The organism is Demequina pelophila, from assembly GCF_000971175.1.
GTDB classification, from domain to species: Bacteria; Actinomycetota; Actinomycetes; order Actinomycetales; family Demequinaceae; genus Demequina; species Demequina pelophila.
In genome coordinates this window covers 51,446-77,273 of sequence record NZ_BBLY01000009.1, presented here as the reverse complement: position 1 = coordinate 77,273, position 25,828 = coordinate 51,446, and the positions used below count along the sequence as shown (strand labels likewise).

Genomic DNA, 25,828 nt, shown 5'->3' with positions numbered 1-25,828 from the left:
GAGGTCGCGCATCGTCCCCAGGGACGATGCGCCGGGGCCCCGGGCGCGTCCGGCACCCCGGCCGGCGCCCGGGCGGGGCGTCCCGGGCGCGCGCTGATACCGTCGCGGGCAGTGCCGCGGCGCCGCCGCGCCCGAACCGAGGAGCCGCCATGGCCACGTGGACCGACGTCCAGGACTACCTGCAGACCGAGCTGGGCGCGAAGGAGATCGACACCGACCGCCTCGCCGTGGTGCTGCCGCCGCCGGTCGACGGCGGCGAGCCCGTCAGCATGGTCGTGGTGCACCCCGTGACCGACGACCCGAGCGCCGACCAGGTGATCCTGCGCATCGTGGTCGCGAAGGTCGAGGATGTCGACCTGCCGACCGCCCTGGGACTCGCGGGAACCGCGTCGCGCGGCGGCCTGGTCTCGGGTGCGGGCACCGTGCTGCTCACGCACTCCTTCATGCTCCAGCAGCTGAGCGCTCAGGAGGCGCGGGCCCTCACCGCCGTGACCGCCGCCCACCTGGTGAGCGTGCTGCAGCAGATCCGCACCGCGGCGATCAAGGGCTGACGCGGGGCGCCGGCCGCGCCCCGCCGGCCGCGCCCTGCCGGCCGCATCCCGCCGGCCGCATCCCGAAACGAGGCCGGCCACCGGCCTCGGCCCGCACGCGAAAGAGCCCCAGGCGAGGCCGATCGGTCGGATCGGCCTCGCCCGGGGCTCGGGTTCAGCGGGGAGCGGGGCTCAGCCTCAGCGCACGATGTCGCCGGCGATGAAGGCCTCGAGCTGGGCGCGGCCCGTCGAGTCCTCCATCTGCACCGGCGGCGACTTCATGAAGTAGGTCGCGGCGGACAGGATGGGGCCGCCCACGCCGCGGTCCTTGGCGATCTTCGCGGCGCGCATGGCGTCGATGATGATGCCGGCCGAGTTCGGGGAGTCCCACACCTCGAGCTTGTACTCGAGGTTGAGGGGCACCTCGCCGAAGGCCGAGCCCTCGAGGCGCACGTACGCCCACTTGCGGTCGTCGAGCCACGCGACGTAGTCGGACGGGCCGATGTGCACGTTGCGCGAGTCCTTCACGCCGGCCAGCGGGCCGTTGGTGAGGTTCGAGGTGACGGCCTGGGTCTTCGAGACCTTCTTCGACTCGAGGCGGTCGCGCTCGAGCATGTTCTTGAAGTCCATGTTGCCGCCCACGTTGAGCTGGTACGTGCGGTCCAGGCGCACGCCGCGGTCCTCGAACAGGCGGGCGAGGACGCGGTGGGTGATGGTGGCGCCCACCTGCGACTTGATGTCGTCGCCCACGATCGGGACGCCGGCGGCCTCGAACTTCGCGGCCCACTCCGGGTCGGACGCGATGAACACGGGCAGCGCGTTGACGAACGCCACCTGCGCGTCGATCGCGCACTGCGCGTAGAACTTGGCGGCCTCCTCCGAACCCACGGGGAGGTAGCAGATGAGGACGTCGGCCTCGGTGTCCTTGAGGACCTGGACCACGTCGACGGGCTCGGCGTCGGACTCGACGATGGTCTCGCGGTAGTACTTGCCCAGGCCGTCGAGGGTGTGACCGCGCATCACCTGGACGTCCGTCTTGGGGACGTCGCAGATCTTGATGGTGTTGTTCTCCGACGCCTCGGTGGCCTCGACGAGCTCCTTGCCCACCTTGAGCGAGTCGACGTCGAAGGCGGCCACGAACTCGATGTCCGAGACGTGGTAGTCGCCGAACTGCACGTGCATGAGGCCGGGCACGGTCTCACCGGCGGGGGTGTTCTTGTAGAACTCCACACCCTGGATCAGGGACGTCGCGCAGTTGCCGACGCCCACGATGGCGGCACGAAGCTTGGCCATGTCTGTGTCTCCTTCAGTCCTGGCCCGCGTCCGCGGTGCCGTGGTTGTTGTCGCCGCCTGTGGCGGATCGTTCGTTCTCGATGAGCTGGTCCAGCCACTCGACCTCCCGCTCGACCTGCTCGAGGCCGTGTCGCTGGAGTTCGGCGGTGTACGCGTCGTGGCGCTCGTGCATGCGCTTGAGCCCCTCCGACACCTCGTCGAGGCGCTCGGTGAGGCGGGTGCGCCGCCCCTCGAGGATCCGCAGCCGGGTCGCGGAATCGGTGTGGGTGAACAGGGAGAAGCGCACGTCGAACGCGTCGTCGTCCCAGGACGATGCGCCGGCCGAGGCCAGCTCCTGGGCGAGCCTCTCCCTGCCCGAGTCCGTCAGGCCGTAGGCAATCCTGGCCCGACGGGACGATGCGGGTGCTGACGCCGCCGGCTCCTCGCCGGTGGCGGTGATGAGGTCCGCGTCCACCATGCGCCGCAGGCACGGGTACAGCGACCCGTAGCTGAGCGCGCGGAAGGGCCCCAGCTGGGCGCCCAGGCGCTTGCGGATCTGGTAGCCGTGGAGCGGCTGCTCGTTGAGGATGCCCAGGATCGCTAGGGTGAGCACATCCGTCTTCGCCACGCGGTCCTCCCTCCTCGTCCGGGCCTCATTGCGCCGCGATATCACCGTTGGTTGTATCGCGCCGATACATCGCAGAAGGTTACAGGATGGTGACGACGCTGGCGAATCCGCCACGCCGCGGGGGACGATGCAGGGGTGCCGGGCGTTAGTCCTCGCAGATGCGCTCGACCCCGGACGGGCGTCCCAGACTGTTGTATGCAGCGAACAATAAGGTGGTTATGTGACCGACCCCAAGACGCCCTCGCGCCGCTCGACGCGCGCCGCAGCCGGATCCGGCGCGCAGGACCCGCGCTCCGGCGCGGCCCCCACCCGCCGCAGCACCCGGACCGGCCAGGTCCGCACCCAGGCGCCCCGCAGCGGCGCGGCCCCCACGCGCGCGGCGACGCGCGCGAAGGCCCCGGCCCCCGCATCGTCCCCCGGCAGGGGCGGCGGCAAGGGCGGCGGCGGCAAGCGCCCCACCAAGGGCAAGGGCGGCGGCTGGAAGAAGTGGCTCGGGCGCATCGGCCTCGGGATCCTGATCCTGGGGCTCGCGGGCGTCGCGATCGGGTCGATCGCGGTCATGGTCGTCTACTCGCGGCTCGAGGTGCCCGAGGCGTCCGACGTCGCGCTCGCGCAGGCGTCGACCGTGACGTGGGCGGACGGGACCACGGAGATGGGCTCGGTGGGCGAGTCCAACCGCAACATCGTGTCCATCGACACGCTGCCGGACCACGTGCCGCACGCCGTGGTCGCGGCCGAGGATCGCAGCTTCTACACCAACCCCGGCATCGACTTCGCGGGCACCGCCCGCGCGCTGTTCAACACCGTGGTGCTGGGCAACCGCCAGGGCGGCTCGACCATCACGCAGCAGTACGTCGAGCGCTACTACGTGGGCGCCACCACCACGGACATTCCGGGCAAGATCAAGGAGGCGCTGCTCGCGCTCAAGGTCGACTCCGAGCAGACCAAGGACCAGGTGCTCGAGAACTACATGAACACCATCTACTTCGGCCGCGGTGCCTACGGCATCGACGCCGCGGCGCAGGTGTACTTCGGCAAGGGCGCGGCGGACCTCAGCGTCTCCGAGGCCGCGCTGCTCGCCGGCATCATCCCCGCGCCCAGCGCGTGGGACCCGCGCTTCTCGCCCGAGCGCGCCGAGCAGCGCTGGAACTACGTGCTCGACGGCATGGTCGACGGCGACTTCCTCACCCAGGAGGAGCGCGACGAGCAGGAGTTCCCCGAGACCATCGAGTTCGTGGGCCACGACACGTTCGGCGGCACCACCGGCCACCTGCTGCGCACGGCGCTGAACGATGCGATGGCGGACCTGGACGTGGACCAGGACGAGATCGAGCGGGGCGGCTACACGATCGTCACCACCTTCCGTCAGGACCACCAGCGGGCGGTGGACGATGCGGTGGCCGCCATTCCGGACGACCACGCCGACAACCTGCGCGTGGGCGCGTCCACCGTCGACGCCGCGACCGGCGCGGTGACCGCGCTGTACGGCGGCGCCGACTACCTGCAGGTGCAGCGCAACGCCGTCACCCAGGACGTCGCGCAGGCCGGCTCGACCTTCAAGCCGTTCGCCATGGTGGCGGCGCTGTCCGAGGGCATGTCGCTGCGCACCCACTACGTCGCGAACAGCCCCATGACCATCGCGGGCTTCGACAACCAGGTCCACAACTTCGGCAACGCCAACTACGGGTCGATCGACATGGTCGACGCGACCCGCAACTCCGTGAACACGTACTACGTGCAGCTCGCGGGCGAGGTGGGACCGGACAAGGTGATGGAGACAGCGATCAAGGCGGGCGTCCCCGAGGACACCCTGGGCCTCGAGGCCAACCCGGCCAACGTGCTGGGCACGGCGTCGCCGCACAACATCGACATGGCCCACGCGTTCTCGACGCTCGCCGACGGCGGCCTGGAGAAGGAGACGTACACGGTCCAGACCATCCTGGGCCCCGACGGCGAGACCCTGTACGAGCACCAGCTCGAGGCCGAGCGCGTGTTCGACGAGGACGTCATCGCCGACGCGACGTACGCGATGCAGCAGGTGATCCAGTCCGGCTCGGGTCAGACCGCGCGCTCGCTGGGCCGCCCCATCGCGGGCAAGACGGGAACGTCGAACGACAACCGGTCGGCGTGGTTCGTCGCCTTCACCCCGCAGATCGTCGGCGCGGTCAACCTCTACCAGGTGGGCCCGAACGGCGAGGTGGAGTCGATCACCCCGTTCGGCGGCTACTCGGAGATCACCGGCGGCTCGGTGCCCGCGAGCGTCTGGACGGACATGATGGGCCCGATCCTCGAGGGCTACGACGTGGTCGAGTTCCCGCCGCGCGCCAACGTGGGGCGGGCGACCACCCCCGAGCCGACGCACAGCGCCACCGAGGAGCCGACCGAGGAGCCCTCGGAGGAGCCCAGCGAGGAGCCGTCGCCCACGCCGGAGCCCACGCCCTCGCAGACGAGCGAGCCGATCGTGACGCCGTCGCCCACCCCGACCGCGGACCCGGTGCCCACCCCCACGCAGACCTCCGACCCCGCGCCGTCGCAGACCGCCGACCCGTCGGTGCCGGATGACGGCGGCACGGACGCGGACGCCGGCGGCTCCACCGACGGGTCCGGGACAGCAGGGACCGGTGATGCGAGCGAAACCGGCGCCTCCGGGACAACGGGGACCGGTGCATCGTCCACGGGCGCGAGCGGGACCGCCGGTCAGGCGGCGCCCGCGCCCGCCCAGACGACGGCCGCGGCGGCGCCCGCCGCGACTACCGGCGCGTCAGCCGGCGCTTGAGGCCCAGCGCGGTCACGAGCGCGCGGTAGCGCAGGGGCTTGAGCGCGACGTCCCAGGCGCCGTCGCACTCGACGATCTCCCCGAACTGCTGCTTGAACTCGCGCACGCCCATGAGCTGGGGCGCGCGCTCGGAGCCCACGCCGAAGAGGTCGTACTCGCGCACGCCCTCGGCCTTGAGGGTGGTGAGGATCTCCCACTTGATGCGCAGGGCCGCGTTGGTGTCGCGGGCCTCGAGGTTGTTGCCGGCGTAGTAGTCGGTGCCGCCGTCCTCGTGGACCACCGCGATGACCCACGCGACCGCGCGGCCGGGCGTCTTGTCCCCGTCCGGCCCGGTGTCGTGTCGGCGGGCCACCCAGATGCGCGCGTGCGGCGCGAGGGCCTCGAGCATGGTGAGGTACATCGACGCGGGGAAGATGCCGAAGCCGGCGCCGGCGGCGGTCTCCCGGTAGATCTCGTAGAGCTCGGCGAACTGCTCCGCCGACATGCCCGTCTCCTCGGTGACGGTCATCGCGTCGTCCTTGAGCGTCTTGCGGATCTTGTACCGGCCGCGCTTGGAGAACGAGGCCATCATCGCGTCGGTGTCGGAGGTCAGGTCGATGATGACGGTGTGGTCGAACGTGACAGTCTGCAGCAGCTCGAGGAGGTCGGGCGCGGCGTGGCGCGCGTGCAGGCGCGCGAACACGGCCCACGGGTAGCGCTTCCTGAAATCCGCCACGAGCGCGTCGCGGATGGTCTTCTCGTTCTCGGGTGTGCGCTCGACCAGGGGGATGGGGCCGTGCTTGGCCCACACGTAGGCGAAGCCCCGCACCTCGTAGCGGGACACGGAGACCACGGCCAGCGCATCGTCCCCCCGCAGGACCGCGAGGCGGTCCAGGTGCGTTCGCCCGGGCACGGCGGCGTCGTACCGGTCCCAGGCCGGGGCCTGCTCGATGGGCACCGGGTGGTCCGCGGTGCGGGCGAGCTCGAGGAAGCGGTCGTCGGACACGGGCTCCACGCGGACGGCGGCGGTCTGGGTCATGCCAACGAGGGTAACCGCGAGGGCTGTCGCAACCGCGTTCCACGCGGTATCCTGGTGAGCCGTGGCTCGAGCCGGAGCATGTGCCGGCAGGGCCACGAACTGCGCAACCCTCCTGCTGCGGAACGACCGCAGCCGACCAGTCCAGAGGAGGTGGGTATCGAATGCGTCAGTACGAAATGATGATCATCCTCGACCCCGAGGTTGACGAGCGCACGGTGACTCCGTCGCTTGAGAAGTACCTCTCGGTGATCACGAACGACAAGGGCACCGTCGACAAGCTCGACGTCTGGGGCCGTCGTCGTCTCGCGTTCCCGATCAAGAAGAAGAACGACGGCATCTACGCGGTGGTGAACTTCACCTCCGAGTCGGCCACCGCCAAGGAGCTCGAGCGTCAGCTGGGCCTCAACGAGTCGATTCTTCGCACCAAGCTGCTCCGTCCGGACGCCCGCTAAGGCACCGGACCGCTCCCGACTCTCACTAGCGAACACACGACACCAAGGGGAAATCACATGGCAGGCGAGACTCAGATCACCGTGATCGGCAACCTCACCTCGGACCCGGAGCTGAAGTTCATCTCCTCGGGCGCCGCGGTGTGCAACTTCACGGTGGCGTCCACTCCCCGCACGTTCGATCGTCAGACGAACGAGTGGAAGGACGGCGAGACCCTGTTCATGCGGTGCTCCCTGTGGCGCGAGGCGGCGGAGAACGTCGCCGAGTCCCTCACCAAGGGCATGCGTGTGATCGTCCAGGGCCGCCTCGTGGCGCGCTCGTGGGAGGCGAATGGCGAGAAGCGCACCGTCAACGAGATCCAGGTCGACGAGGTGGGCCCGTCCCTCCGCTACGCGACCGCCAAGGTCACCCGCACTCAGCGCGGTGGCGGCGGCGGCTTCGGTGGCGGTGGCGGCGGTGGCCAGCAGTCCTCGGGCGGCTTCGGTGGTGGCGGCTACGGCGCACCCTCGCCGGCCGGTGGCTCGAGCAACGACCCGTGGGCGACGGCCCCGGCGTCGAACGAGCCGCCGTTCTAACAGGTACTTTTCTTCAGGAGTTCACTTCAATGGCTAAGCACGACATCCGCAAGCCGCGCAAGAAGGTCAACCCGCTCAAGGCCGCCAAGGTCGAGAAGGTCGACTACAAGGACACCGCGCTGCTTCGCAAGTTCATCTCCGACCGCGGCAAGATCCGTTCGCGCCGCGTCACCGGTGTCACCGTCCAGGAGCAGCGCGAGATCGCGCGCGCGATCAAGGTCGCACGCGAGATGGCGCTCCTCCCCTACGCCGGCTCCGGCCGCTGATCGGGGGTCTGACTCATGGCTAAGGTCATCCTGACCCACGAGGTCTCCGGCCTCGGCATCGCCGGCGACGTCGTCGACGTCAAGAGCGGCTACGCCCGCAACTTCCTCGTCCCCCGCAAGCTCGCGACCCCGTGGACCGCGGGCGCCGAGAAGCAGGTCGAGGCCCTCCGCAAGGCGCGCCGCGCCAAGGAGATCGCGACCATCGAGGGCGCCCAGGCGGCCCGCGACGCGCTCCAGGCCGCGCCCGTCACCGTCGAGGCCAAGTCCGGCCAGGGCGGCCGCCTCTTCGGCGCCGTCACCGTCGCGGACATCGCCGCGGCGATCGGCGACCGCGCCAAGGTCGACAAGCGCCGCATCCACCTCGCGCAGCCCATCAAGGCGCTGGGCGAGTACCAGGCGTCGATCTCGCTGCACGAGGACGTCACCGCGACCGTCACCGTCAAGGTGGTCGCCGCGAAGTAACGCCTCACCCGCGTTCGCGAGGCCCGTCGCCCCTTCGGGGGCGGCGGGCCTCGTCGCTTCTGCGGGGACGATGCGCGGGCGCCGGACGATGCGCGGGCGCGGGTGGGTGCGTGGGCCCAGGAAGACCCGTGGGCCCGGTGGGCGTGGCCCGGGCGGGGGGAACGCGGCCCATCCCGGTTTGTCCCCAGAGTTATCCACCGGGGTGGTGGACGACACGCCGGTCCGACACGCCGACAACCTTCGACCGGCGGTTTATCCCCAGTCGCGTAAACGGCGTTACGCCTGATAAGGCGCTCAAAACGGACATTCGTGTGGCGTTGTCCACATCGTTCTTCACAGCACCCACGGGGGTTTGTCCCCAAGCCGTCCACGGTGGACAACGAGTTGTCCACGGAAACCCCACCGGCGCGCTCGGCGGCGATTTGTGAGCCGCGCGCGGCGAACCTAGCCTGCCGTGTCGGACCCTCGCGTGACACTGATCGCAGGGTCTCGGGAACGAAGCACCACGAGGAAAAGGGGATGGCATGTCGGTCGACGAGCTCGAATCGGCGTACTCGGGCGGGCGGTCCGCGTCGTTCGACCGGCTGCCCCCGCAGAACCTCGAGGCCGAGCAGTCGGTGCTCGGCTCGATGATGCTGTCGAAGGACGCGATGGCGGACGTCATCGAGGCCATGCGCGGCGACGACTTCTACAAGCCGGCGCACGAGCTCATCTTCGACGTCGCGGTGAAGCTCTACAACGCGGGCGACCCGGTCGACGCGCTCACGGTCAGCGCGGAGCTGCAGCGCATGGGCGAGCTCGCCCGCGCCGGCGGCGCCGAGTACCTGCACACCGTCATCTCGATGGTGCCGTCGGCGGCCTCCGCCGGGTACTACGCCCGCATCGTCCGCGAGCAGGCCATCCTGCGCAAGCTGGTCGAGGCCGGCACCCGCATCGCCGGGCTCGGCTACGACGGCGAGGGTGCGGAGGTCGACGCGATCGTCGACGCCGCCCAGGCGGAGGTCTTCGCGATCACCGAGCGCCGCAGCTCCGAGGACTACCTGCCCATCGGCGAGGTCATGGAGCGGACGCTCGAGGAGGTCGAGGCCGCCTCCGCCCGCGACGGTTCGATGCTGGGCGTCCCCACGGGCTTCCGCCAGCTCGACGAGCTGACGGGCGGGCTCCAGGCCGGCCAGATGGTCGTCATCGCGGCGCGTCCCGCGATCGGCAAGTCGACGCTGGGCCTCGACATCGCGCGTTCGTGCGCCATCCGCGCGAACAAGGCCGCGGTCATCTTCTCTCTCGAGATGAGCCGCGAGGAGATCACCAAGCGCATGCTCGCCGCGGAGGCGGAGGTGAAGCTGTCCAAGCTCACCAAGGGCCCCATGGGGCCCAACGACTGGGGCCGCCTCGCACAGACGGCCGCGTCGATCGCGAACGCGCCGCTGTTCATCGACGACAGCCCCAACATGACGCTCATGGAGATCCGTGCGAAGTGCCGCCGCCTCAAGCAGCAGCACGACCTCCAGCTGATCGTCCTCGACTACCTCCAGCTCATGACCTCCGGTCGCAAGGTCGAGTCCCGCCAGCAGGAGGTCTCCGAGTTCTCGCGCGCGCTCAAGCTGCTCGCCAAGGAGGTCGAGGCCCCCGTGATCGCGATCTCGCAGCTCAACCGTGGTCCCGAGCAGCGCGGCGACAAGAAGCCGATGCTCTCGGACATGCGCGAGTCCGGCTCGATCGAGCAGGACGCGGACATCGTGATCCTGCTCCACCGCGAGGATGCCTACGACCGCGACAACCGTCCGGGAGAGGCCGACTTCATCGTCGCGAAGCACCGTGCGGGCCCCACCGACACCATCGCCGTGGCCTTCCGCAAGGACTTCGCGCACTTCGCGGACATGGCTCCGGGCCTGTAGCCCCCGGCATCGGCCGCGGACATCAGGGGCCGGCCGCTCGCGCTCGACGCGACCGAGACCCACCCCGAGACTCACCGCGACCGAGGCGGGCGGGCGCCGGCCGTCCCTTGCGCCCGCCTTCGCCCCGAACCTCCCGGGACCTTGGGGCGTCAAGGCACTCGGTGACAGTTCTCTAGGATCGATGTGCATCTAGAGGCACGGAGTCGTGCCCCACACACTTGGGAGGTCATCACGATGGGCAAGCTGGTCGTCTGCGGCGTGGACGGAAACTTCGGAGGCCTCGCGGCCTCGATCCTGCGGGAGCTGGTCCCCGCGGACATGATCCGCGTCACCGCGCCCACCGAGGCGGGCCTCGAGGAGTACAAGGCTGCGGGGATCGAGACCGCGATCACCAACTTCAACGACCCCGCGGGCCTGGTCGAGGCCTTCGCGGGCGCGGACAAGGTGCTCGTCATCTCCATGCCGTTCGTGGGCCCCAAGCGCCGCGCCGCGCACAAGAACGCCGTCGACGCCTGCGTCGCCGCCAACGTGCGCCAGATCGTGTACACGTCGCTGGTCAACGCGACGGACCCCGAGAACCCCAGCCACGAGAAGATCGACCACGCCTGGACCGAGTCGTACATCCAGTCGACCGACCTCGACTACGTGTTCCTGCGCAACTCGCAGTACGCGGAGGCGATGATCACCGCGTACTTCGGCTCGATCCCCATGGGTGCCATGGCGAACAACGCCGGCGACGGGCTCATGGCCTTCATCTCCCGCAAGGACTGCGCGCGCGCCGCGGCCCACGTGCTGGCGAACCCCTACCTCCACCACCAGGTGCTCAACATCAACGGTGCTGAGGCGATGACCATGGAGCAGTTCTGCAACTACGGCAACGCGGCCACGGGCAACGCGCTCGGCTGGCGCGCGCTGACCGACGAGGAGCAGTACGAGGTCTTCGACGCGATGGGCGTCCCGCGCACCACCGACGGCGACTTCCTCGACGACTCCGAGGCGCCGTTCTCCTCGGACGGCATGGTGACCTTCGGCGAGGCGATCCGCCTCGGCAAGATGGCCACCTGCTCGCGCGACTTCACCATCGTGACGGGCCGCACGCCCATCACCGTGGCGGAGATGTTCGCCAACGCCGACGACTACCAGGTGGGCGCCCGCCACTCCGTGGACGACTGACCTTCCGCGTCCGGCCCCGCCGGCGCAGAGCACGAGGGGCGCGGTCCGGCATCTGCCGGGCCGCGCCCCTCGTGTCATCCCGGGCGACCGGGGTCGGGTGGTCGCTAGTGCGCGGACTCCGCCGGAGCATCGTCCCGGGTGCCGGCGAGCCCCAGCTGGAGCGCGACGTTCGCGCCCACGGTGCACACGAGCATGACGATCGCGAGCGGCACGGCGGAGGCCTCGCCCCCGAGCGACACGAGCGGCGCGACGGCGCCCGCGAGCACGAACTGCAGCATGCCCAGCAGGCCCGAGCCGGTGCCGGGGGCGTGCGCCGCGGCGTCGAGGGCGAGCGCGGTGGTGGTGCCGAAGACCAGGCCCAGCGGCGCGACGGTCAGCAGCAGCGCCGGCGCGATCCACAGGGCGGGGGCGCCGGTGAAGGCCAGCGCCGCGACCAGGGCGACGCCCACCGCGTTGATGATGAGGCCGAGCGCGGCGAGGCGACCCGCGGGCACCTTCTCGGTGAGCTTCGCGGCGACCGCGGAGACGATCATGAGCGCGAGCGCGTTGACCGCGAAGGCGACGCCGTACGCGACCGTGCTGAGCCCCATGAGCTCCTGGTAGAGGAACGGCGAGGCGGAGATGTACGCCATCATCGTGCCGAAGCCCATCGCGAACGCGACGGTGATGCCGGTATAGGTGCGCGAGCGCAGCAGGGACGCGACCTCGGTGCGCCAGGGCGTGCGCGCGGACGATGCGGCGGCCGGGTCGTGCGTCTCCGGCACCACGCGGACGACGGCCAGGGCCGCGATCGCGCCGATGCCGGCGACGATCCAGAGCAGCCCGCGCCAGCCGATGGAGCCGGCGAGCACGGAACCCACGAACGGCGCGACGATGGGCGCGATGCCGCCGACCATCATCATGAGGGTCATCGCGCGGGCGGCCTCGGCGCCGTGGGCGCGGTCGGCGATGATCGCGCGGGCGAGCACCATGCCGGCGGCGCCGGCGAGGCCCTGGACCAGGCGGCCGGCGACCAGCCACGGGATCGAGGGTGCGAGTGCGACGCCGATGCTCGACACGAGGAAGACCGCGACGCCGACGAGCAGCGGCATGCGGCGGCCCAGTCGGTCGGAGAGCGGGCCGAAGACCAGCTGGCCCGCGCCGGCGCCCACGAGGAAGGCGGTGAGCGAGAGCTGGACGGCGGACTCCGAGGCGCCCAGCGCCGCGGTCATCTGCGGGAAGGCCGGCAGGTAGAGGTCGGTGGCGAAGGGGGCGATCGCGGTGAGCAGGGCGAGGGTGCCGAGCAGGATGGGGGCGAGGCGCGGCGCGGAGTGGGGCGCCGTCGTCTCGGTGGGACGTGCGTCCGCGGAGGGGCGCTCGGGTGCGGTCGTGGTCACGGGGTCTCCAATGATTATGAACTAATAATGATGCTAGGATAAAGAAAGAAACTGAAGGAGTCAACAATGCCGATCGAATCGGGGCCCACGAGGGTCGTCGAGGCCGCCGACCTGGCCGACGTGGTGCTCACGCTCGCGCGCCGCATGTACGGCTGGGAGGGTCGCCGCGCGGGCATCGAGCACCTGGGCGCGGTCGACACCCTGGTGATGCGGCACGTCGACCGGCACCCGGGCGTCACGCCGTCCGAGGTCGCCGAGGCCGTCGGGCTCAAGGCGAGCAACACCTCGACCTCGCTGCGCGGCCTGGAGTCGAGGGGGCTCGTCGAGCGCCGGCGGGACACTGCCGATGCACGCCAGGTGCGCGTCTTCCCCACGGACAAGGCGGCGGCGAACCTCGCCCGCCTCCGCGAGCTGTGGAGCGACATGCTCACCCCCCACATCCCCGACGGTGCGGACGTCGCCGCGACCGTCGCGCTGCTGGAGTCCGTCAATGAGGCTCTCGCCGACCCGAAGTAGGCGCGCGTCCCATCCGCGGGCCCGCCCGGCCCGAACTATCCTCGTCACCACTCGACGAAGGAGTCCCCATGCGCCTCGCCCCGTTCCTCGCCGCACCCGCGGCCGCCCTGCTGCTCGCCTCCTGTGCCGCCTCGGACGAGCCGGGGGACGATGCCTCGGCCGGGTCCGCGCCGACCGCCGCCGAGTCCTCGCCGGTTGAGTCCGCGCCGGCTGAGTCCTCGTCTGCCAGCGCCGCCGCCGAAGCGACGGACGACGTGATGGCGGACGACGCCGGCGCGTCCGAGGAGGCCGATGCCGTGGCTGAAGAGGACGGCCCCTTCGCCTTCACCGCCGGGACCGTCGACGGCGGCACCTTCGAGGGGAGCGGGCTGGCCGGCACCGACGTGGTGCTGTGGTTCTGGGCGCCCTGGTGCCCCACCTGCGTCGCCGAGGCCGCGGAGATCGCCGCTGCCGCGACCGACATGCCGGACGGCGTGCCGCTCATCGGCGTCGCGGGCCTGTCCGAGGACCTCGAGTACATGGGGCGGTTCGTCGCCGACACCGGGCTGGGCGACCTCACGCACATCGCCGACACCGACGGGTCCGTGTGGCGCCGCTTCGACGTCGCGAGCCAGGCGACGCTGCTGTTCATCGACGACTCGGGCGCGGTCGAGGTCGTGGGCGCCGGCGTGACGGGCGCCGACATCGTGGAGCGAGCCGAGGCCCTCGCCGCGTCCTAGGTTGAGGATCGCGTCGCGCAAGCGTCACGATTCGCTCCGTGAGGCGCGCGGAGTGGTCCAAAGCGACACAATTCGCTCCAGCGGCGCGGGGGAGGCTGGGGCGCGGGGGCGCGGCGCGTCCGCAGGCGCGGGCGCAGGTGCGGGGCGCTACTTCGCGGCGACCGCTTCGGCGCGCCGGGCCGCCACCAGCACGGCGGCGGTCGCGACGACCGCGAGGGCCGCCAGCGACACCAGCACCGGGGTGCCCCACCCCTGGATGGCGTGGGTGATCGAGGACTGCCAGCGGGCGGTGGTGAGCAGGACGCCGTCGAGGGTGTGGATTCCGAAGCGCGGCAGCACCTCTGCCAGGCCGAACACCACGACGTAGAGGCCGGCGAGCACCATGAGGACCCCGCCGGCCCGCATGAGCAGGGGCGTCCGGCGCCGCAGGGCCGTCGCGGCGGACGTTCCCGCCAGTGCGGCCGCGAGCGAGACGAGCACCACGGACGCTCCCATGCCCACGCCGTAGGCGAGGAAGGGCGCGATCGCGGCGGCCGGGCCGGGGGCGTCGAGCGCCTGCGTCACGACCACGAGGAAGAGCCCGATGGTGCAGCTGAGCGACGCGACCGCAAACGACGCGCCGTACGCCACCTGCGACGCGAAGGTGCGCCCCGGCGCGCGCGAGCCCCGCGACAGCGCGCCGAGTCCGGGACCCGACAGTTCGCCCCGGACGGCCATGACCACGCCGAGCGCCACGACCAGCGCGCCCAGCACCACGGTCACGTACGACACGTAGGGCAGCACGGATCCCTGCAGGCCCAGGCTCACCCCGCCGAAGAGCAGGCCGAAGGCGAGGAACACCGCCACGAAGCCCACCGTCATCGCCCCGGCGAATCCCAGGGCCCGACGCAGGGCGACGGCGCGCGGTGCCTGGGCGGCAATCCCGGCGCCGCCGCCCACCGCGCCGGCGGAACCGGTGACGATGAGCGTGAGATAGGCGGGCAGCAGGGCGAATCCGCAGGGATTGAATGCGGCCACCGCGCCCAGCAGCAGGGCGTACGCGACGTCGCCGACGACCATGGGGGCTCCTTCCGGGCTGTCGCCACCCTATTCGGGACGGCCGCCGCCGTGGATGGGTGGCGCGACGGCGGGCGGCACGTGCCGAGTGTGCCGCTCCCGCCGCATGGGTGGCGACCCCTTGCCAACCGCTCGCACCCGTGCGACCCTGAAAGATATATCGCTCAGTATCGTTCGGGGGCGAGGCCGCCCCCGGGAGGAGGTTGTCATGAGCACCAACTACCGCCCCGGCACCAAGCGCGCGGCCGACGCGATGGACGCCATGTGGGATGCGATGGAGCAGATCCGCTCCGAGTTCGACAAGCGCGTCGCGCCCCGGATGGGTCGCGGCGACGTCCGCACCGCCATCCTGGCGCTGCTCCACGAGCAGCCCATGCACGGCTACCAGGTCATTCGCGAGATCGAGGAGCGCACGGGCGGCACGTGGAAGCCCAGCGCCGGCTCGGTGTATCCCACGCTGCAGCTGCTCGCCGACGAGGGCCTCGTCTCCGTCGAGACCTCCGAGGATCGCAAGATCTACTCGCTCACCGAGGAGGGGAGGGTGGACGCGGCCGCGGCCGCCGCATCGGCACCGTGGAACACCGAGGCGAAGCCCGAGGACAAGACGGGCCACCGCGACGGGCCCGTGGGGGCCGTGAGCAGGGCGGGTTTCGAGCTCGCGCAGGTGGTCGCGCACGTGGCGCGGACCGGCACGCCCGAGCAGCAGAAGTCCGCGGCGGCGGAGCTCGAGGCGACCCGCCGTAGGATCTACAGCATCCTCGCCCAGGACTGACCGACCGCGGCGGGGCCGAGGGAGAGCCGATGCCCCACGCCGTCCGTGGCCGCGCCCGCTACCGGCGCATCCTGCGCTTCGCCGCGTGGCACTTCCTGCGCACGTGGTGGTACGAGGGGGTTCTCCCGCGGATCGGCCTCGCGCGGGTCGCGGACCGGTCGCGCGAGGCGCGGCTGCAGGCGTTCGCGAGCCGGTTCCGCGTGCTCGCGGTCGAACTCGGCGGGCTGATGATCAAGCTGGGCCAGTTCCTCTCGACCAGGCTGGACGTGCTCCCGCCCGAGTTCACCAAGGAGCTCGAGGACCTCCAGGACGAGGTGCCCGCGGAGCGGTTCGCGGACATCCGGGCGCTCGCGGAGGCGCAGCTGGGCGTGCCGCTCGATCGGGTGTACGCGGAGTTCGACGAGGAACCGGTCGCGGCGGCCTCGCTGGGCCAGGCCCACCGGGCGCGCCTGGCGGGGGACGATGCACGCCGCGCCGGATTCGCGAAGGTGATCGTCAAGGTGCAGAGGCCGGGCATCGCGGAGGTCGTCGCGGTCGACCTCGCCGCGCTGCGCCGCGTGGGCGGATGGGCGATGCGCTTCCGCGCCGTGCGGGACCGGGTGGACATGCACGCGCTGATCGGCGAGTTCGCGACCGCGAGCCTCAAGGAGATCGACTACCTCAACGAGGGTGCGAACGCCGAGCGGTTCCGTGACAGCTTCGCGGTGGACGCGCGCGTGCGCGTGCCCGACGTGGTGTGGGAGCGGACCACCCGCCAGGTGCTCACCCTCGAGGATGTCAGCGCGATCAAGATCACGGACGGCCACGGCCTGCGAGCGGCGGGGATCGACTCCGCGGACGTCGCCAAGGCGTTCGCGGACGTGATGTTCGACCAGCTGTTCACGCACGGCTTCTTCCACGCGGACCCGCACCCGGGGAACCTCTTCATCACCCCGCACCCGGGCGAGGATCCCGCGTGGACGCTCACGTTCGTCGACTTCGGAATGATGGGCGAGGTCCCCGACCGGCTGCGGGGCGCGCTGCGCGCGCTCATCATCGCCGCGGCCGCGCGCAACGGCCAGGGCATGGTCGACGCGATGGACGATGCGGGGGTGCTGCTCCCTTCGGCCGACCGGGTCGAGCTGGAGCGGGTGGTGTCCCAGGTGTTCGCCCGGTTCGGCGGCATGGGCCTGGGAGAGCTCAAGGGGCTGGACGCGAGCGAGTTCCGCGCGTTCGCGGAGGAGTTCAGCGACGTGCTCCTCGAGATGCCGTTCCAGCTGCCCGAGGACTTCCTGCTCATCATCCGCGCCGTCTCGCTGACGTCCGGACTGTGCACGTCGCTCGATCCCGCCTACAACGCGTGGGACTCGGTGGAGCCGTACGCGCAGCACCTGCTGCGCGAGGAGGGTCGCAACGTGCTGGGTGACGTGGCGCGGGAGGCGCGCGACCTCGCCCAGATCGCGCTGCGGGCTCCGCGCCGCCTCGATGGCGCGCTCGCGCGGGTCGAGTCCGGCGACCTCGCGGTGCATGTGCCCCGGGTCGAGGCCCTGGTGGAGAGGGCCGAGCGCGGGGTGCGCCGGCTCACCTCGGCCGTGATCTTCGGCGGGATGATCTTCGGCGGGGCGTGGCTGCGGCCGGACGAGCCCGGGCTGGGCTCGGCGCTCATGATCGCATCGGCGGTGCCGCTGCTGCACGCGGTGTTCGGCGCGCGCCGGTCGCGGTAGTCGGGTGGGCTCGGCGCCCGTCGGAGGTTCAGCGCTCGTCGGAGGCTCCGCGCTCGTCGAAAGGTCAGCGCCCGCCGTCGAGCATCATCACCCAGGACCGGTCGACGTCCGGGCGGGCGAAGACGAAGGCGACCTCCTCGCCCTCGGCGTCGTGGATCGCCCAGCCGCCCTCGGACAGCCAACGGCCGGCGGCCGCCGGCGCGGACTCGAGCAGGTCCGCCCGGACCGACTGGCCCTCGGCGCGCAGGTGGGCGATCACCGGCGCGAGCGGCATGAGGCGTCGGCACGCGTCGATGACCTCGTCGATCGCGGCCTCGTCGTCGTGCATGTCGGAGCCGGCGATCAGGGAGTCGACCACCGCATCGGCCAGCGAGGCCCGGTCCGGGTGGTCGCGACGGACCGCGGCGTGGACGCGTGCGGCGATGTCCGGGTCGTCGGCGTACAGCTCGCGGAACTCCTCGACCTCGATCTCGAGGGCGTCCTCATCGTCGGGGGGAAGTGCGCTCACCCCTCCACGGTAGACCGGTCCGGTCCCGCCGACTGACCGGTCCGGGCGGGCCCCGGCGGTGGTAGGGCCCCTCGACGCGCACCGGGCGTCCGGACCGGCCCGTGCGCTCCCGACACGCCGACAGACAGGTCTGTCTGGTGCCCGATTTCGTGCGGGAGCGGGACCCACGGCCGCCGGAACGACCGGTCCGGCCTGCCTAGGGTTCCCCTCATGCCCTCCGCCACCTCCGCCCGCGCGCGCATCCTCGAGGCCGCCCGCTTCCTCTTCTACTCGTACGGGATCCGCGGCGTCGGGGTGGACAGGGTGGTCGGGGCGGCCGACGTCGCGAAGGCCACGCTGTACTCGCACTTCTCCAGCAAGGACCACCTGGTCGAGGCCTACCTGGACGAGGTCGACCGGTGGTGGCGGGGCCGTCTGCGCGAGGCCGCCGAGGCCGCGGGCCCCACGCCCGCGGACCGACTGGTCGGGATGTTCGACGCCGTGGGCCGGCTGTGCGAGGCCGGCTACTTCCGCGGCTGCGCCTTCATCAACGCCGCCGCGGAGGTGGACCCGGACTCGCGCGCCCATGCGCGCATCGTCCGCCACAAGGAGGACGTGCGGGACTGGATGCGGGGCCTCGCCGCGCAGGCCGGGGTGGACGACCCGGACCGGATCGCCGCGTCTCTGAGCGCGCTGCTCGACGGTGCGCTCGCCGCCGGCGCGGTCGATCCCGGCACGCGCCGGGCCGATGCGGTGAAGGCGACCGCGCGGCTGCTGGTGACGGTGGCGGTGCCGGCGCGGGTCTGAGCCGTACCGCCGGCCGGTGCGGGTCTGAGCCGGCGGCGCTCCGGTGGCGCGGTCAGACCGCCTCGACCGGCTGGCGGATGAGGGTTCGCCACTTCTCCGGCGCCGCGCGCCGGAAGTCGCTCAGGTAGATCTCGTGGTGGTGGCCCGACGGCCGCAGTCCGTGCGCGGGCATGAACTCCTGGTGCATCCGCTCGATGACGGGCCCCTCGTCGTCGAACGGCCCCACGTGGAGGGTCTGGACGCATCGTCCCTCGTCGAGGGCCTCGACGCGGACGGATTCGACGTCCGCCTTGGCCGCGGCGGCCTCGCGAGCGTCGGCCACCAGGGTGTCGTCCACGAAGTCGGGGATGAGCAGCAGGAGCGTCCAGCTCCAGCGCGACTTGTCGCGCGCGACGGCGAAGGCGTCCATGTCCTCGGCCCACCACAGGCCCTCGAGCGGCGGCACCACGTAGTCGCGGCCGCGCGCCTTGCTCGCGAACTTGAGCGCGTAGGCGACGGGGTAGAGCGCCCCGATGGCGCGCTCGAACGCCGGCGAGCCGTTGGGGTCGCCCGCGCCGTCGACCGCGAGGTAGCGCGCCGGCGGCAGCTCCAACTGTCGGATCTCGCCGCGACGGCCCTGGTAGCCGTCCAGTTTCTTGAGGTCGACCTTCTCGGTCATCGCGCCTCCGGGTCGGGTGGTGAGGGCCGATGTGCGGGCCCGGTTCGAGCCTACGCCGCGCCGGTGAGGGGGCCGGGCGGTGGTGGGCGGCGGGGCTCCCGGCCCGGGCGCTGTGGCACGGGTCACACTATCGCGGTTGATAATCGTTCTCGTTTGTTGTTACCCTCGAACCAGTCCCACTGACGGGCGTCGGCTCGGACGGGATACGTCCCCGGCGCGTCACGACTTCAGAAAGGTGGACCCCGCCCGGGTCCGGTGAACCATGTCTCTCGAGATCTTCCAGCGTCGCGCCGCGGTGGCGGCCGGCGCCGCCGCCTTCGCCCTGCTCCTGGCCGCCTGCGGCACCGCAGAGGCCGACGAGGTCGACGCGGCGGCCACCGTCGAGGCCGACGCGCACGACGACCACGACGACCACGACCACGAGGCCGAGGGGCACGACGACCACGACCAGGAGGCCGAGGAGCAGGCGGCGGTCAAGGTCGAGATGCCGACCCAGACCCCCCGCCTGGTGCTGACCTACGACGGCGGCCTGGTGGTCCTCGACGCGAACTCGCTCGAGGTCGAGGCGGACCTCGCGCTCGACGGCTTCAACCGCATCAAGCCGGTGGGCGACGACCGCCACGTCGCGGTGTCCACCGCGGGCGGCTTCGCGATCGTCGACGCGGGCACGTGGACCTGGGCGCACGGCGACCACTTCCACTACTACACGACCCAGCCGCAGCTGACCGACGTGCTCGTCGAGGCGGACGTCCCCGGCCACGTGGTCGCCCACGACGGCTTCACCGCGTTCTTCGACGACGGCACCGGCGAGGTCACCATCGTGGAGACCAGCGAGTGGGTCGACATGGTCGAGCACGGCCACCTCCACGTGATCCGCGACTACACCGCCGACGAGGCCCACCACGGCGTCGCGATCCCGACCGCGGCCGGCGAGCTCATGGTCACCATCGGCGACGCGGACGGCCGCACCGGCGCGATGCTGCTCGACGCGGACGGCGAGACCATCGTGTCGAGCGACCGCTGCCCCGGCGTCCACGGCGAGACCGCCTTCACCACCGCCGGCGGCGAGGACCTGCTCATGGTCGGCTGCGAGGACGGCGTGCTCGTCTTCCACGGCGACCACATCCACAAGGTCGCGTCCGGCCTGGAGTACGCCCGCACCGGCAACCTCTTCTCCGTCGACGGCTCCGACGTGGTGCTGGGCGACCGCAAGACCGACCCCGCGCAGGGCATCGGCCTGAACGAGGTGGTCCTGGTCAACGCCGAGACCGAGGTCATCACGGTGGTCGACCCGTTCGAGGGCGCCGACGCCGAGTACACCTGGCGCGGACTCGCCCGCGGCGACAAGGGCGAGGCCCTGGTCCTGGGCACCGACGGCGCACTGCGCGTCCTCGACGAGAACACCGGCGAGGTGCTGCGCACCATCGACGTCACCGCGGCCTGGGACGTCCCCGAGGCGTGGCAGACCCCGCACCCCGCCCTCACCGTCCTCGCCGGCATGGCGTACGTCACGGAGCCGTCGACCGGCACCGTGCACATCGTGGACTACGTGGGCGGCGCCGTGTGGAAGTCCGTCGAGGTGGGCGTCGAGATGAACGAGATGGTCGGCGTCAGCGGCTGACCCACCTCTCCGGGTCGCCACAGGCGACCCGTGACGATGCGGTGACCGCCGCATCGTCCACGGCCAAGGGGCGGCGCGACCAAGGGGGGTCGCGCCGCCCCTGTCGTGCGTCGGGGCGCAGCAATCGGCATTCTGTGCACGCACGCGCCCGATCGATTCCCCTGTGCGGACGACCTTCCTAGCCTGAAACCGCCCACAACGCCGTGGGCGACGACGGATTGGACAGTCCCCATGACGCAGCACGCACCAGGCAATCCGCGGTGGGTGAGCGGGAGGCGCGCGGCGCTCGTCGCGGCACCCTTCTCAGCCGCCGCACTCCTCGCACTCGCGGCCTGCTCGCCGGTCGGTTCCGAGGACGACGACGCGCCCACCGCGGCCGCAGCCGACGACTCGACCGCAGACGCCGGCAGCGGTGGCGACGGTGGCATGGCCGCCGAGACCATCAAGATCGGCTACATCGCACCGGTCACCGGCGCACTGACCGGATTCACGGACGGCGACCCCTACATGCTGTCCGTGGTGCGCGAGCAGTTCGCGGACGGCATCACCATCGACGGCACCACCTACGAGGTCGAGATCCTCGACCGCGACTCCGGCTCCGACGCCGCCAAGGCGGGCGAGCTCGCGCAGGAGCTCATCGTCGACGAGCAGGTGGACCTGCTCATGGCCACCTCGACCCCGGAGACGGTCAACCCGGTGGTCGCGCAGTGCGAGGCGAACGCGGTGCCGTGCCTCACGGCGAACGCGCCGTGGCAGGCGGTGGTGTTCGGCGCCGGATTCGGCCCCGACAACCCGCTCGAGTGGACCCACCACTTCTTCTTCGGCATCGAGGGCTTCGGTGACATCGACCCGCTCGCGTGGGATCAGATCGACACCAACAAGAAGGTGGGCGTGCTGTGGCCGAACGACTCGGACGGCGGCGCCTTCCGCAACCCCGACACCGGCTACACGCCGCTGGTCGAGGCGCACGGATACACCGTGGTCGACCCGGGCGCGTACGAGAACGGCACCGCCGACTTCACGTCGATCATCCAGACGTTCAAGGACAACGACGTCGAGATCATCGCGGGCATCCCGATCCCCCCGGACTTCGTCACCTTCTGGACGCAGGCCGCGCAGCAGGGCTTCGAGCCCAAGGTCGCGACCGTGGGCAAGGCTCTGTTCTTCCCGACCACGGTGCCGTCCATCCCGGACGACCTGGGCGAGGGCCTCGCATTCGCCACCTGGTGGGGTCCCACCTTCCCCTACGAGTCGAGCTTCGACGGCACCACCCCGCAGGAGTGGATCGACGCCTTCAGCGCGAGCCCCGAGGGTGAGGGGCTGGTGTGGAACCAGGCCACCCCGCTCAACGGGGCGCTCTTCGAGGTCGCCAAGGTGGGCCTCGAGGCCTCGGGCGACCCGTTCGACAAGGACGCCGTCCACGCGGCCTTCGACGACATCAACATGATGACCCTGGGCGGACAGATCGACTTCACGTCCGGACCCTTCCCGGGCATCGCGACCATCCCGACGGCCATGGGCCAGTGGGAGAAGACGGACGAGGGCGAGTGGGAGTGGGTCGTGGTCGACGCCGGCGACGTCCCGGACCTGCCCGTCGACCGTCCCATCGCGGAGCTCGACTGGTCATGACAGGCACGGTGGGGACCGGCACGGCCCTCCTGGAGGTGGACCAGGTCGCGAAGTCGTACGGCGCGCTCGACGTGCTGACGGCGGTCGACCTGACGGTCCCCACCGGCCAGGCCCTGGGAATTGTCGGCCCGAACGGGGCCGGCAAGTCGACGCTGCTGAGCGTCATCAACGGCACGGAGAAGGCGTCGGCGGGCACGGTGAGGTTCGGCGGGCGCGACGTCACGGCGGTGGGTCCGGCGGACCGGGCCCGCGCCGGGATGGGCCGCACGTTCCAGATCCCGCGGCCGTTCACGCACCTGACCGTGTTCGAGAACGCGCTGGCGGGCGCCGAGTTCGGCGCCGGGCTGCACGGCCACGCCGCGGACCTGCGGGCGCTCGAGGCGCTCGAGATGGCGGACATGCTCGACGTGGCCAACACGCCCGCCGGCACGCTTCCCCTGCTCAAGCGCAAGCGCCTCGAGCTGGCCCGCGCGCTCGCGACCGACCCGCAGCTGCTGCTGCTCGACGAGATCGCGGGCGGCCTCACCGAGGCCGAGTGCGACAGCCTCATCGCGACCATCCGGTCGCTGCACCGGGAGGGCATCACCATCATCTGGATCGAGCACGTGGTGAAGGCGCTGCTGGCCGTGGTCGAGCGCCTCGTCTGCCTCGCGTCCGGCGTCATCGTCGCCGACGGCGCGCCCGACGAGGTCATGCGCAGCGACGAGGTGCGCAAGGTCTACCTGGGCGGAGGCATGTGATGGCGCTCCTCGAGGCCCACGACATCGACGCCCGCTACGGCGACGTGCGCGCCGTCACCGACGTGTCCCTGACCCTCGACCAGGGCGAGCTGCTCGCCCTCGTCGGCGCCAACGGCGCCGGAAAGTCGACGCTCCTGCGCGTGCTGGCCGGCGCGCATCGTCCCTTCTCCGGCACCGTGGCCTACCAGGGCGAGGACGTCACCCGGCTGCGCGACTTCGAGCGCAACCGGCGCGGGATCTGCCTGGTGCCCGAGGGGCGCCGGCTGTTCGCGAGCCTCACCGTGAGGGAGAACCTCCTGGTGGGGGGAGGGTCGCAGCGCTCCGGCCGGTGGGACCTGGGGACGGTGACCGACGCCCTGCCGGTGCTCGCGCCCCTGCTGGACCGCAACGCGTCGCAGCTGTCGGGCGGCCAGCAGCAGGCCGTCGCGATCGGCAGGGCCCTCATGTCCAACCCCGAGGTGCTGCTGCTCGACGAGGTGTCGCTGGGCCTCGCGCCCATCGTCATCGACGAGCTGTACGCCTCGCTCGCGCCGGTCCGGGAGACCGGCCTGGGCATCGTCCTGGTCGAGCAGGACCTCGAGCGCACGCTCGCGGTCGCCGACCGCATCGTCTGCATGCTCGAGGGCGAGGCCGTCCTCGCGGGCACGCCCGCGACCCTCACTCACGAGCAGATCACCGACGCCTACTTCGGCCACGCGATCGCCCTGCACGGCGGGACCGGGGACGATGCGGCGGCGGCCGGGTCCGGAGGTGGCCGGTGGTAGTCGTCAACGCCCTCGTCCAGGGCATCCTGCTGGGCGGCCTGTTCGCCATGGCCGCGCTGGGGCTGAGCATCGCGTTCGGCGTCCTGCGCGTGGTCAACCTGGCCCACGGCGAGATCATGACCGTCGGCGCGTACATCGCCGCGATCGGCCTGTCGTGGGCGGGCCTCAACGTGTGGGTGAGCATGCTCATCGTGGTGCCCGTGCTGGGCTTCGTGGGCTACTGGGTCCAGCGGCTGCTGCTGCAACGGGCGCTCCGCATCAGCGAGCTCGCGCCACTCCTGGTGACCTTCGGGATCGCGATCATCATCCCCAACGTGCTCATCGAGCTGTTCACCACCAACAAGCAGCAGATCGCCACCGGCGGCCTCGCGGTGCGCAGCATCCAGGTGGTCGAGGGGGTGAGCATCGGCGTCCTGCCGCTCATCACCATGATCGTGGCCGTGGCGCTCATCGCCGCCACCCAGCTGTTCCTGGCCCGCACCCGCACCGGGCGCTACATGCGGGCCGCCGCCGACGACTCCGAGACGCTCCGGCTCATGGGCGTGGACCACCGGCGCCTGTACGCGCTCGCGATGGCGCTCGCGTTCGGCATCGCGGCCTTCGCCGGCATCTTCCTGGGGATGCGCCAGGGCGGCGTCACCCCCTTCGACGGGCATCTCGCGGTGCTGTTCGCCTTCGAGGCCGTGATCATCGGCGGCCTCGGGTCCCTGTGGGGCACGCTCGCCGGCGGCATCGTGCTGGGCGTCGCGCAGACCCTCGCCGGCGTCGTCAGCCCCGAGCTGCCGCTGCTCGTCGGCAACCTCGTCTTCCTCGCCGTCCTCATGTTCCGGCCCGCGGGCATCGTCCGCAGCAAGGTGGTGGTCTGATGTCCCCCGAGGCAGCCGACGCCGTGCGCGTCGACCGGTACCGCCGGCGCATGACGGTCACGCAGATCGTCGGTGCCGCGATCATCGTCGCGCTCGCGTTCGCGCCGTACGTGTTCGAGCCCGCCGTCACGAGTTCGTGGATCAAGCTCTTCTACCTCATCACGCTCGCCACCGTGTGGAACCTGCTGGCCGGCTACGCGGGCATGGTGTCCGTGGGGCAGCAGGCGTACATCGGGCTGGGCGCGTACGGGATCTTCGTGTTCAACGACCTGGGGCTGGACCCGTATTCGAGCGCGCTCGTCGCGTCCGTCGCGATCGGGATCATCGCGTTCGCGCTGTCCTTCGTGGCGTTCCGCCTGCGCGGCGGCTACTTCGCGATCGGCACCTGGGTGATCGCCGAGGCCGTCCGGCAGATCGTGGTCCGCTTCGACTCGCTGGGCGCCGGCCGCGGCCGCAGCATCTCCGACTACACGTCGGACCCCGTGATGCGGAACCTCTTCACGTACTGGCTCGCGCTGGGCATCCTCGCCGCGACCCTGATCGCGACGCTGTTCCTGCTGCGCAGCCGGATGGGCATCGCCCTGCAGTCCATCCGCGACAACGAGGTGGCCGCGCGCGCCCTGGGCATCCACGTCGCCCGCACCAAGCGCATCGTGTTCGTCATCGCGGGCATCGGCGCCGGGCTCGCGGGGTCCGTGATCTGCCTCCAGGCGATCGGGGTGCAGTCGCCGTCGCAGATCTTCTCCGTGAGCTACTCCGCCTTCATGGTGTTCATGGTGCTCATCGGGGGGATCGGCACCATCGAGGGGCCCATCATCGGCGCCGTCATCTACTACGTCATGGATCTCTATTTCAGCCAGATGGGCCTGTGGTACCTCGTGGTGCTCGGCGCGCTGGCCATCGCGGTGACGCTCTTCTTCCCCCGCGGCATCTGGGGGGCGCTGTCGGCGCGGTACAACCTCGCGGTCTTCCCCATCGGCCATCGCGTCGTCGCGGTGGCGCCCGGGGCGGGCGTGCGCGGCGAGCGACGGATGGCCATGGCGGCCGGAACGGGGAAGTGAACGGTGAA

26 protein-coding genes are annotated in these 25,828 nt (G+C 71.4%); 19 read left to right on the top strand and 7 right to left on the bottom strand.

Annotation, left to right across the window (positions count from 1 at the left end; translation table 11 throughout):
• Positions 1-149: 149 nt before the first annotated feature.
• Positions 150-551, top strand: a complete 402-nt coding sequence (locus tag AOM03_RS11950; RefSeq protein WP_062381666.1) for a hypothetical protein — start codon at positions 150-152, stop codon at positions 549-551.
• Positions 552-728: 177 nt separating this feature from the next.
• On the opposite strand, the gene AOM03_RS11945 is transcribed toward AOM03_RS11950, so the two are convergent.
• Both AOM03_RS11945 and AOM03_RS11940 read right to left on the bottom strand, forming a co-directional pair.
• The gene (locus AOM03_RS11945) at positions 729-1,823 is read right to left on the bottom strand and encodes an inositol-3-phosphate synthase (RefSeq protein ID WP_062381664.1); all 1,095 of its coding nucleotides are present in this window, start codon (positions 1,821-1,823) and stop codon (positions 729-731) included.
• A 13-nt stretch (positions 1,824-1,836) separates the two neighbouring features.
• Positions 1,837-2,430, bottom strand: a complete 594-nt coding sequence (locus tag AOM03_RS11940) for a PadR family transcriptional regulator (RefSeq protein WP_062381662.1) — start codon at positions 2,428-2,430, stop codon at positions 1,837-1,839.
• Between the two features lie 220 nt (positions 2,431-2,650).
• Here AOM03_RS11940 and AOM03_RS11935 point away from each other — a divergent pair, with 220 nt between their 5' ends.
• Positions 2,651-5,206 (top strand): transglycosylase domain-containing protein, encoded by a 2,556-nt coding sequence (locus AOM03_RS11935; protein WP_062381660.1) that lies wholly within the window; start codon positions 2,651-2,653, stop codon positions 5,204-5,206.
• On the opposite strand, the gene AOM03_RS11930 is transcribed toward AOM03_RS11935, so the two are convergent.
• On the bottom strand, positions 5,181-6,224 hold the full coding sequence (locus tag AOM03_RS11930; RefSeq protein ID WP_062381658.1) for a lipid II:glycine glycyltransferase FemX: 1,044 nt from the start codon (positions 6,222-6,224) through the stop codon (positions 5,181-5,183). The two genes, AOM03_RS11935 and AOM03_RS11930, sit on opposite strands and share 26 nt — an antisense overlap.
• 161 nt (positions 6,225-6,385) lie before the next feature.
• On the opposite strand from AOM03_RS11930, the gene rpsF reads away from it, so the two are divergent.
• The 6 genes from rpsF (at position 6,386) to AOM03_RS11900 (ending at position 11,045) form a co-directional block, all read left to right on the top strand.
• Positions 6,386-6,676: a 30S ribosomal protein S6 gene (gene rpsF / locus AOM03_RS11925; protein ID WP_062381656.1), complete on the top strand. Its 291-nt coding sequence runs from the start codon at positions 6,386-6,388 to the stop codon at positions 6,674-6,676.
• Between the two features lie 57 nt (positions 6,677-6,733).
• Positions 6,734-7,249: a single-stranded DNA-binding protein gene (locus AOM03_RS11920; RefSeq protein WP_062381654.1), complete on the top strand. Its 516-nt coding sequence runs from the start codon at positions 6,734-6,736 to the stop codon at positions 7,247-7,249.
• A gap of 29 nt (positions 7,250-7,278) precedes the next feature.
• Entirely contained in the window at positions 7,279-7,515 is a 237-nt protein-coding gene (rpsR, locus tag AOM03_RS11915; protein WP_062381653.1) for a 30S ribosomal protein S18, read from the top strand.
• A gap of 15 nt (positions 7,516-7,530) precedes the next feature.
• Entirely contained in the window at positions 7,531-7,977 is a 447-nt protein-coding gene (gene rplI, locus AOM03_RS11910; protein ID WP_062381651.1) for a 50S ribosomal protein L9, read from the top strand.
• 524 nt (positions 7,978-8,501) lie between these two features.
• Positions 8,502-9,872 (top strand): replicative DNA helicase, encoded by a 1,371-nt coding sequence (gene dnaB / locus AOM03_RS11905; RefSeq protein WP_062381649.1) that lies wholly within the window; start codon positions 8,502-8,504, stop codon positions 9,870-9,872.
• A gap of 234 nt (positions 9,873-10,106) precedes the next feature.
• Positions 10,107-11,045 (top strand): NAD(P)H-binding protein, encoded by a 939-nt coding sequence (locus tag AOM03_RS11900; protein WP_062381648.1) that lies wholly within the window; start codon positions 10,107-10,109, stop codon positions 11,043-11,045.
• A 104-nt stretch (positions 11,046-11,149) separates the two neighbouring features.
• On the opposite strand, the gene AOM03_RS11895 is transcribed toward AOM03_RS11900, so the two are convergent.
• Positions 11,150-12,421, bottom strand: coding sequence for a multidrug effflux MFS transporter (locus AOM03_RS11895; protein WP_062381646.1), 1,272 nt, complete (start codon positions 12,419-12,421; stop codon positions 11,150-11,152).
• 66 nt (positions 12,422-12,487) lie between these two features.
• Between AOM03_RS11895 and AOM03_RS11890 the strand changes: the two genes are divergently transcribed.
• Complete coding sequence (locus tag AOM03_RS11890) at positions 12,488-12,937, top strand: MarR family winged helix-turn-helix transcriptional regulator (RefSeq protein WP_062381645.1); 450 nt, start codon at positions 12,488-12,490, stop codon at positions 12,935-12,937.
• 68 nt (positions 12,938-13,005) lie between these two features.
• Positions 13,006-13,656: a redoxin family protein gene (locus AOM03_RS11885; RefSeq protein ID WP_062381643.1), complete on the top strand. Its 651-nt coding sequence runs from the start codon at positions 13,006-13,008 to the stop codon at positions 13,654-13,656.
• A gap of 147 nt (positions 13,657-13,803) precedes the next feature.
• Here the strand turns inward: AOM03_RS11885 and AOM03_RS11880 are convergent, their stop codons facing one another.
• Positions 13,804-14,715: a cytochrome c biogenesis CcdA family protein gene (locus AOM03_RS11880; RefSeq protein ID WP_082092390.1), complete on the bottom strand. Its 912-nt coding sequence runs from the start codon at positions 14,713-14,715 to the stop codon at positions 13,804-13,806.
• A 205-nt stretch (positions 14,716-14,920) separates the two neighbouring features.
• Between AOM03_RS11880 and AOM03_RS11875 the strand changes: the two genes are divergently transcribed.
• Both AOM03_RS11875 and AOM03_RS11870 read left to right on the top strand, forming a co-directional pair.
• A complete protein-coding gene (locus AOM03_RS11875; RefSeq protein WP_062381642.1) occupies positions 14,921-15,484 on the top strand; it encodes a PadR family transcriptional regulator in 564 nt (187 codons plus the stop codon).
• A gap of 29 nt (positions 15,485-15,513) precedes the next feature.
• Complete coding sequence (locus AOM03_RS11870; RefSeq protein ID WP_062381640.1) at positions 15,514-17,187, top strand: ABC1 kinase family protein; 1,674 nt, start codon at positions 15,514-15,516, stop codon at positions 17,185-17,187.
• A gap of 64 nt (positions 17,188-17,251) precedes the next feature.
• On the opposite strand, the gene AOM03_RS11865 is transcribed toward AOM03_RS11870, so the two are convergent.
• Positions 17,252-17,695 (bottom strand): hypothetical protein, encoded by a 444-nt coding sequence (locus AOM03_RS11865; protein WP_062381638.1) that lies wholly within the window; start codon positions 17,693-17,695, stop codon positions 17,252-17,254.
• 210 nt (positions 17,696-17,905) lie between these two features.
• Between AOM03_RS11865 and AOM03_RS11860 the strand changes: the two genes are divergently transcribed.
• The gene (locus AOM03_RS11860; RefSeq protein ID WP_062381637.1) at positions 17,906-18,481 is read left to right on the top strand and encodes a TetR/AcrR family transcriptional regulator; all 576 of its coding nucleotides are present in this window, start codon (positions 17,906-17,908) and stop codon (positions 18,479-18,481) included.
• A gap of 52 nt (positions 18,482-18,533) precedes the next feature.
• Here AOM03_RS11860 and AOM03_RS11855 read toward each other — a convergent pair whose 3' ends face one another.
• Positions 18,534-19,139, bottom strand: coding sequence for a GyrI-like domain-containing protein (locus AOM03_RS11855; protein ID WP_062381635.1), 606 nt, complete (start codon positions 19,137-19,139; stop codon positions 18,534-18,536).
• A gap of 262 nt (positions 19,140-19,401) precedes the next feature.
• Here AOM03_RS11855 and AOM03_RS11850 point away from each other — a divergent pair, with 262 nt between their 5' ends.
• From AOM03_RS11850 to AOM03_RS11825, 6 genes are all read left to right on the top strand, one after another.
• Positions 19,402-20,760 carry a hypothetical protein gene (locus tag AOM03_RS11850; RefSeq protein WP_062381633.1) on the top strand — a complete coding sequence of 453 codons (1,359 nt, stop codon included), beginning with the start codon at positions 19,402-19,404 and terminating at the stop codon, positions 20,758-20,760.
• 231 nt (positions 20,761-20,991) lie between these two features.
• The gene (locus AOM03_RS11845; RefSeq protein WP_082092389.1) at positions 20,992-22,389 is read left to right on the top strand and encodes an ABC transporter substrate-binding protein; all 1,398 of its coding nucleotides are present in this window, start codon (positions 20,992-20,994) and stop codon (positions 22,387-22,389) included.
• Complete coding sequence (locus AOM03_RS11840; RefSeq protein ID WP_062381629.1) at positions 22,386-23,129, top strand: ABC transporter ATP-binding protein; 744 nt, start codon at positions 22,386-22,388, stop codon at positions 23,127-23,129. The genes AOM03_RS11845 and AOM03_RS11840 overlap by 4 nt, the downstream gene beginning before the upstream one ends.
• A complete protein-coding gene (locus AOM03_RS11835; protein WP_062381627.1) occupies positions 23,129-23,893 on the top strand; it encodes an ABC transporter ATP-binding protein in 765 nt (254 codons plus the stop codon). Before AOM03_RS11840 ends, AOM03_RS11835 begins: the two co-directional genes overlap by 1 nt.
• Complete coding sequence (locus AOM03_RS11830) at positions 23,887-24,759, top strand: branched-chain amino acid ABC transporter permease (protein WP_156157744.1); 873 nt, start codon at positions 23,887-23,889, stop codon at positions 24,757-24,759. The genes AOM03_RS11835 and AOM03_RS11830 overlap by 7 nt, the downstream gene beginning before the upstream one ends.
• Positions 24,759-25,820, top strand: a complete 1,062-nt coding sequence (locus AOM03_RS11825) for a branched-chain amino acid ABC transporter permease (RefSeq protein WP_062381626.1) — start codon at positions 24,759-24,761, stop codon at positions 25,818-25,820. The genes AOM03_RS11830 and AOM03_RS11825 overlap by 1 nt, the downstream gene beginning before the upstream one ends.
• Positions 25,821-25,828 lie beyond the last annotated feature (8 nt).